At 65.2% G+C, this 7,768-nt stretch carries 5 protein-coding genes; 4 read left to right on the plus strand and 1 reads right to left on the minus strand.

Going from position 1 to position 7,768, the window contains the following annotated elements; all coding sequences use genetic code 11:
• Nucleotides 1–3,372 (plus strand): LAGLIDADG family homing endonuclease (locus tag ACFQEU_RS08560; RefSeq protein WP_379781191.1); only part of this gene is annotated, 3,372 nt, incomplete at its 5' end.
• Nucleotides 3,373–3,869: 497 nt separating this feature from the next.
• Here ACFQEU_RS08560 and ACFQEU_RS08565 read toward each other — a convergent pair.
• Nucleotides 3,870–4,514 (minus strand): bifunctional 4-hydroxy-2-oxoglutarate aldolase/2-dehydro-3-deoxy-phosphogluconate aldolase, encoded by a 645-nt coding sequence (locus ACFQEU_RS08565; protein ID WP_379781194.1) that lies wholly within the window; start codon nt 4,512–4,514, stop codon nt 3,870–3,872.
• Between the two features lie 194 nt (nt 4,515–4,708).
• On the opposite strand from ACFQEU_RS08565, the gene ACFQEU_RS08570 reads away from it, so the two are divergent.
• The 3 genes from ACFQEU_RS08570 to ACFQEU_RS08580 form a co-directional block, all read left to right on the plus strand.
• Complete coding sequence (locus ACFQEU_RS08570) at nt 4,709–6,898, plus strand: elongation factor EF-2 (RefSeq protein ID WP_379781196.1); 2,190 nt, start codon at nt 4,709–4,711, stop codon at nt 6,896–6,898.
• A 193-nt stretch (nt 6,899–7,091) separates the two neighbouring features.
• Nucleotides 7,092–7,262, plus strand: coding sequence for a hypothetical protein (locus ACFQEU_RS08575; RefSeq protein WP_379781198.1), 171 nt, complete (start codon nt 7,092–7,094; stop codon nt 7,260–7,262).
• Nucleotides 7,259–7,768, plus strand: a 510-nt coding sequence (locus ACFQEU_RS08580; protein ID WP_379781200.1) for an amino acid-binding protein, incomplete at its 3' end; no start/stop codon positions are given. The genes ACFQEU_RS08575 and ACFQEU_RS08580, both read left to right, overlap by 4 nt.

Here is a 7,768-nt window from a genome sequence, read left to right on the forward strand (position 1 = left end):
GCCCGGTCGCTCGGCGTCGACGACGGGCGCAGAAAGGGGTGGAACGAGCTGTCCGCCGCCGCCCGCGAGTGGGACGGCGGCGAGAACGCGATGCGGGCGGTCAACGAGGTCGCGCCGTTCGAGGTCCGCGAACGCGCGCCGGTCCGGATCGGCAACCGGATGGGTCGCCCGGAGAAGTCCGAGAGTCGCGACCTCTCGCCGGCGGTCCACACCCTGTTCCCGATCAACGAGGCCGGCGGGCCGCAGCGCGACGTCTCCGAGGCGGCCGGTCTGATGGACGACCGCGGTCGACGAGGCCACCTCGAGATCGAGGTCGCCAACCGGCTCTGTCCGAGCTGCGGGACCCACACGTACCGGTCGGCGTGTCCCGACTGTGGGACGCACACCGAACCCCACTACGAGTGTGGCGACTGTGGAACGGTGTGTGAGCCCGACGAGGCGGGCCGCGTCGAGTGTCCCCGATGCGAGTGGGAGGTGACGGCGGCGACCTACCAAGAGGTCGATGTCAACGAGGCGTATCGGTCGGCGCTGGAGACGGTCGGCGAGCGCGAGTCCGCCTTCGAGATCTGCAAGGGGGTACAGGGGCTCACCTCGACGAACAAGACGCCGGAGGCGATAGAGAAGGGGATCTTGCGCGCGAAAAACGGCGTCACCTCGTTCAAGGACGGAACGGTCCGATACGACATGACGGACCTCCCGGTCACCGCGGTCCGGCCCGAGGAGCTCGACGTCACCGCCGACCACTTCCGCGAGCTCGGCTACGAGACCGATATCGACGGCGACCCGCTCCGCCACGACGACCAGCTGATCGAGTTGAAGGTCCAGGATATCGTCCTCTCGGACGGTGCGGCCGAACATATGCTGCGGACCGCGGACTTCGTCGACGACCTACTGGCGCAGTTCTACGACCTCCCGCGTTTTTACGAGGTAAACGAGCGCGACGACCTCGTCGGCGAGCTCGTCTTCGGGATGGCTCCCCACACGAGCGCCGCAACTGTCGGGAGAGTAGTCGGATTCACGTCGGCCGCGGTGGGATACGCGCATCCATACTTTCACGCCGCCAAGAGGCGAAACTGCTTCCATCCGGAGACGAAGATCTGGTTCGAAGACGAGACGGGCAGCTTACGACACGACGAAATCGACGACTTCGTCGAGGCGTACCTCGATCGATCCGAAGTCGAGTTCGACGACTTCGGGACCGCAGTTGGCGAGCTGGAAGGGGTCGACGGCGACCTGCAGGTGCCTGCGTTAACCGCCGAGGGAGACCGGGTGTCTCGCCCGGTAGAGGCGGTTAGTAGACACGAAGCCCCGGACCACATGATGCGGATCCGTACGACATCTGGACGCTCGATAACTGTCACTCCGGATCACGGGATCCATGTATACGACGGGGAACGCGACGAGATCGTCGGCACGGAAGCGCGAGACCTCGACACGACGGACGAACTGGTCGTTCCCGATTCGATCGGGAGCGACGAGGCCGATCCGAACCCACAGCGGTTCGATCTGCTCGCCGAGTTCATCAGATCCGACGCGATCCCGACCGACCGTCTCATGATCAAGGGGCTGGATAAGGATCGGCTGTACGGACTCTTCGAGGACGTGTTTGCCGACGACTGGGACGGAAAGTTCTACCCGCTCCAGAGTATGACGGAGGTGTTCGGTACGAACAAGAAAACGCTGAGCAACTACCTGTATCGGCAAAGCTTCCCCGCCTCGTATCTCCAGCGATGTTTCTCCTCGATCGACGATCTCCTCGGGTTCGTTCCCGAAGACGTAACCCTCGGGATGAAACGCGATCGCACCGAGATCGATCGGATCGTCGATCTCAACGGGCGCGTCGCGACCCTGCTCGGCTACTACGCAGCCGAGGGATTCGCCCGCGAACAGGAGACTCCGAAGGGAACGATCCACCAGACAACGGTGTGTGGTACCGAGGCGGAAGCGCGGGAGTTCTTCCTCGACGTTCTTCGCGACGAGTTCGGTGTCGACCCGTACGAGGAGAACCACGCGAAGATCACCACTTCCGGGCGTCTGTTGCGTGCGTTCTTCGATTCGGTCCTCGATGCCGGCGCGCATGCGCACACGAAACGCGTCCCTGACCCGATGTTCGACGCATCGGAAGACATCGTCGGGGCGTACCTGAGCGGGTACTTCAGCGGTGACGGCGTCGTTGACAGGAGATCGCTCCGAATCACGGCCACGACTGTGAGCGAGGAACTCCGAGAGGACCTCCTCGCCCTACTCCGACGCCTCGGTATTCACGCCACGGTCGACCGTCCCGAACGGGTCCGGCTCCACGAGAAGTTCCCCGATTTCTACGACGAGAGTGACATGCGGCTGAACGCACAGACGTACGTTATCGCCGTCTCCTCGCAGGAAGCCGTTCGATTCGCTGAAGCCGCCGGTTTTCACCTCTCTCGCAAAGCAGATCTGCTCGCAGAGAACGTCTCGTCTGTTGAACCGTACGTCCCACGCGTATCCGACGGGGGATCCGGGGAGTACCTCGTCGAAGCCGTTGACGAGATCGAGATCGTTGAGAGTGACTTCGAGCACGTCTACTGTCTCACCGTCGAGGACACGCACTCGCTCGTCGCAAACGATTTATCAGTCGATCAGTGTGACGGAGACGAGGATTGCGTGATGCTTCTCATGGACGGACTTCTCAATTTCTCGAAAGAATTTCTCCCGAACCAGCGTGGCGGGCGCATGGATGCACCCTTAGTGATGTCCTCGCGGATCGATCCGTCGGAGATCGACGACGAGGCACACAACATGGACATCGTGCGGCAGTACCCGCTCGAGTTCTACGAGGCGACTCAGGAGATGGCCGACCCGGAGACGGTCGAGGACCTCATTCAACTCGGCGAGGACACGCTCGGAACCGACGACGAGTACCGCGGCTTCGATCACACCCACGACACGACGGACATCGCGATGGGGCCGGATCTGTCGGCGTACAAGACGCTCGGCGACATGATGGAGAAGATGAACGCCCAGTTGGAGCTGGCGCGGAAGACCCGCGCGGTCGACGAGACGGACGTGGCCGAGCGGGTCATCGAGTACCACTTCCTGCCGGACATCATCGGGAACCTCCGGGCCTTTTCGAGACAGGAGACGCGGTGTCTCGACTGCGGCGAGAAGTACCGGCGGGTGCCGTTGACGGGCGACTGCCGCGAGTGCGGCGGGCGAGTGAACCTCACGGTCCACGAGGGCTCCGTGAGCAAGTACGTCGACACCGCCATCGCGGTCGCCGAGAAGTTCGACTGTCGGCCCTACACCAAACAGCGGCTGTACGTGTTAGAGGAGGCGTTGGAGTCGATTTTCGAGGACGACACCAACAAGCAGTCGGGTATCGCGGACTTCATGTAGGGGATCGGGCTCGTCGGTCGTGTTCTCCGGGCTTATAAGTGATCGACGCGGTAGGCGGCCCCGGAGACTCGGCTGATCATGTATAACCAGGTGGATCGACGAGCTGTCGGCCGATCACCGCCAAAGTCCCACCGCTCGTTTATAAATCGTGTTCGACGGATCGACGGCGACCGCTCCAAAGCCCCAGTCGCCGGCGGCTCTGCCGCTGGCTGTCCGAGGGACCGTCGGTCCCTCGCTACTTGCGTCTCGCGTCTTCGCCCTCGCGGCAGCGAGGCGCTCCGCGCCTCTGGCAGCCGAACGTCGTCCGGTGACTGCCCCTTCGCGTCTCGCCCCGTCCCCCACAGTAACCGCACCTCACACCTCCCCAGCCTCGCCGGAACGGCGTTTATAAACGCCGTTCCGGGCTCCCTCGCGGGCTCCTCGCGGTCGCCGTCGGCGACCGCTCGCAGGCGCGCCACCGCTTCTGCCGCTCTCTTAGCTTATAAATGGGTCGCGTTTCAGTCCTCGTCGCGCGCGTCCTCGACGACCTGTACGAACTCGCGGGCGGTCTCCGTGATCTCGTCGTAGTGGCCGCGCGCGGCCGCGTCGTAGTCGACGAGCGCTCCGCCGGCACCGACGGCGAACGCGCCGGCGTCGATGTAGTCGGCCGCGTTATCGGGGCTCACACCGCCCGTGGGCATCATCGGGATCTGGCCGAGCGGGCCCTTCATCGCGCCGAGGTGGTCCGGACCGACCGTCTTCGCGGGGAACACCTTCACGAAGTCCGCGCCGGCCTCGTAGCCGCGGATCGCTTCGGTCGGGGTCATCACGCCGGGAGCGGTGACGGCTCCGTACCGGTTGCACGTCTCGATGACGTCCTCGTGGAGGCTCGGGGAGACGACGAACTCCGCGCCGGCTAGAAGCGTCGTGCGGGCGGTCTCGCTGTCGAGGACGGTGCCGGTGCCGACGACGACCTCGTCACCGAACGACCCCGCGACCTCGTTGAGCTTCTCGGCGACGTTTGGGGTGTCCGCGGTGATCTCGACGGCGGTCACCCCGCCCTCGCGGAGCGCGTCCGTGATCTCGATGAGCTGGTCCGCTTCGACGCCGCGCAGCACCGCGACGACGCCGGTGTCGGCGAGCCGCGAGAGCGTGTCGTTCATACGGATCGGTTCACGAGGCGCGACTTAAATACGGGTGGACGCGGGCGGGCCCGGTCGGGGACAGAATCGACGCGCTCTCGGAGGGGATCGGCCCCGTTCGAGACGAAATCGACGCGGATCCGGGGTCGATCCTGCCGATCCGTCCGGGACGAAACACTACCCTTTTGACCCTGCTGTCGGTAACAACCGGTATAATGGGCCGACGCAAGAAGATCGTTCAGGAATGTGAGCGGCTGATGGACAACCCGGAGCACATCCGGAACATCGCCATCGCCGCCCACGTCGACCACGGAAAGACGACGCTCTCCGACAACCTGCTGGCGGGTGCCGGCATGATCTCCGAGGACACCGCGGGCGAGCAGCTCGCGATGGACACGAAGGAGGACGAACAGGAGCGCGGCATCACCATCGACGCGGCAAACGTTTCGATGACCCACGAGTACGAGGACACCAACCACCTCATCAACCTCATCGACACGCCGGGCCACGTCGACTTCGGCGGGGACGTCACCCGCGCGATGCGTGCCGTCGACGGCGCGCTGGTGGTCGTCGACGCCGTCGAGGGCGCGATGCCGCAGACGGAGACGGTGCTCCGGCAGGCGCTCCGTGAGGGCGTGAAGCCGACGCTGTTCATCAACAAAGTCGACCGCCTCATCAGCGAGCTCCAAGAGGGGCCTCAGGAGATGCAGGAGCGGCTGATGGCGGTCATCGCCGACGTCAACGAGCTCATCCGCGGGATGGCCGAGAACATGGACGACATCCCGACGGACTGGACCGTTTCCGTCGAGGACGGTACGGTCGGGTTCGGCTCTGCGCTGTACAAGTGGGGCGTCTCCATGCCGTCGATGCAGCGGACCGGCATGGACTTCGGCGACATCATCGACCTCGAACAGGCCGACAAGCGTCAGGAGCTCCACGAGCGCACCCCGCTGTCGGACGTCGTGCTCGACATGGTGTGTGAGCACTTCCCGAACCCCGTCGACGCCCAGCCCCGGCGTGTCCCCCGCATCTGGCGCGGTGACCCCGAGTCAGACCTAGCTGACACGATGCGGCTCGTCGACGAGGACGGCGAGGTCGTCTTCATGGTGACGGACATCTCGATGGACCCGCACGCGGGCGAGATCGCGACGGGTCGCGTCTTCTCCGGTACGCTGGAGAAGGGACAGGAGCTGTACGTCTCCGGAACGGCCGGCAAGAACCGCATCCAGAGCGTCGGGCTCTTCATGGGGAGCGAACGCGAGGAAGTGGACCGCGTCCCCGCCGGCAACATCGCGTCCGTCACCGGCCTCCGCGACGCCATCGCCGGTTCGACCGTCTCCTCGATCGAGATGACGCCGTTCGAGTCGATCGAACACATCTCCGAGCCGGTCATCACGAAGTCCGTCGAGGCCCAGAACATGGACGACCTGCCGAAGCTCATCGAGACGCTCCAGCAGGTCGCCAAGGAGGACCCGACGATCCAGATCGAGATCAACGAGGACACGGGCGAGCACCTCATCAGCGGGCAGGGCGAGCTCCACCTCGAAGTGATCACCCAGCGTATCCGCGACAACCAGGGCATCCCGGTCATTACCGGGGAGCCGATCGTCGTCTATCGCGAGCAGCCCCAGGAGGCGTCCCGCGAAGTCGAGGGGCAGTCGCCGAACCGCCACAACAAGTTCTACCTCACGGTCGAACCGATGGCTCAGGAGATCGTCGACGCCATCCAGCTCGGCGAAGTCTCCATGGACATGCCCGAACTGGAACGCCGCGAGGCGCTTCAGGACGCCGGCATGGACAAGGACACCTCCCAGAACGTCGAGGACATCCACCGGACCAACATCCTCATCGACGACACGAAGGGGATTCAGCACCTCAACGAGACGATGGAGCTCGTCTTGGAGGGGCTTCAGGAGGCGCTCGACGACGGGCCGCTCGCCGCCGAGCCGGTGCAGGGCTCGCTGTTCCGCCTGCACGACGCGAAGCTCCACGAGGACACGATCCACCGCGGTCCGGCACAGGTGATCCCCGCCGTTCGCGACGCGGTCCACCGCGCGCTGATCGACGGCGAGGTCCGCCTGCTCGAACCGATCCAGGACGTCCGTATCGACGTGCCCTCGGAACACATGGGTGCCGCCTCCGGCGAGATCCAGGGTCGTCGCGGCCGCGTCGACGACATGTACCAGGAAGGTGACCTCATGGTCGTCGAGGGTATCGCGCCCGTCGAGGAGATGATCGGCTTCTCCTCCGACATCCGCTCGGCCACCGAGGGTCGTGCGTCGTGGAACACGGAGAACGCCGGGTTCCGCGTGCTCGTCGACAACCTCCAGCGCGAGAAGATCATGGAGATCCGCGAGCGCAAGGGGATGAAGCTGGAGCTCCCCTCCTCGATCGACTACATCTAACCCAAACGCGGCACGCGCCGCGTCGGCAGCCGCCGTTCCGTTCGCTCGTCGCTCCCTTCGGTTCTTCTGTCTTCGTCCTCTGGTGTCTCGTTATGCCGATCCCTCACACACGACATACGCTGACACGACCGTGAGGGAGGCAACGCATGCCATCGCCGAAGGCTTATACCGGCTCCCCCGACTTCTATCGGATATGCAGACGGGCACGACTCCCGCTCGGCGCATCGCGACGGAGCCAGCAAGCGGCCGCTCCGCGCCGATCACAGGAGCGTGTCGGGGGACTACGCCGATGACGTCCTGGAACCGTCCGCCAGCTGCGATCGACGAGGCCGCCCGGACGGGCTCCCGGAAGGTGATCGCGTGAGCGACCGTGTAGACGGCGCCCCAGAGAAGGAAGGGAACGTCCCCGAGGACGGCGCTTCCCCGGACGGGGGCCACGCGTCCACGACCCCGTCGACACACACGGTTCGGCTCGAACTCGTCGACGAACCGGGGCAGCTACTCGCGGCGCTCCACCCGATCGCCGATAACGGCGGGAACCTGCTGTCGATCTACCACGAACGGGGCAACAAGACCCCCCGCGGGCGGATCCCCGTCGAGGTCGACTTCGAGGCGACCGCCGAGCGGTTCGAGACGATAGTCGAGGCGCTCAGGGAGGCGGGCGTGAACGTGATGCAGGCGGGCACGGAACGCTACGCAGAGGAGGTGACGGTGCTGTTGTTCGGACATCTCATCGACACCGACCTCTCGGACACCCTTTCGCGGATCGAGGCGTGTGAGTCGGCGTCGGTCGCCGACGTGTCGCTGGCGGCGCCACAAGGCACCGAGGAGGCCTCGAGCGCGCGGCTCCGGCTGGAGGCGCGGGCGGGT

This window comes from Halorubrum tibetense (assembly GCF_042661865.1).
Taxonomy (GTDB): domain Archaea; phylum Halobacteriota; class Halobacteria; order Halobacteriales; family Haloferacaceae; genus Halorubrum; species Halorubrum tibetense.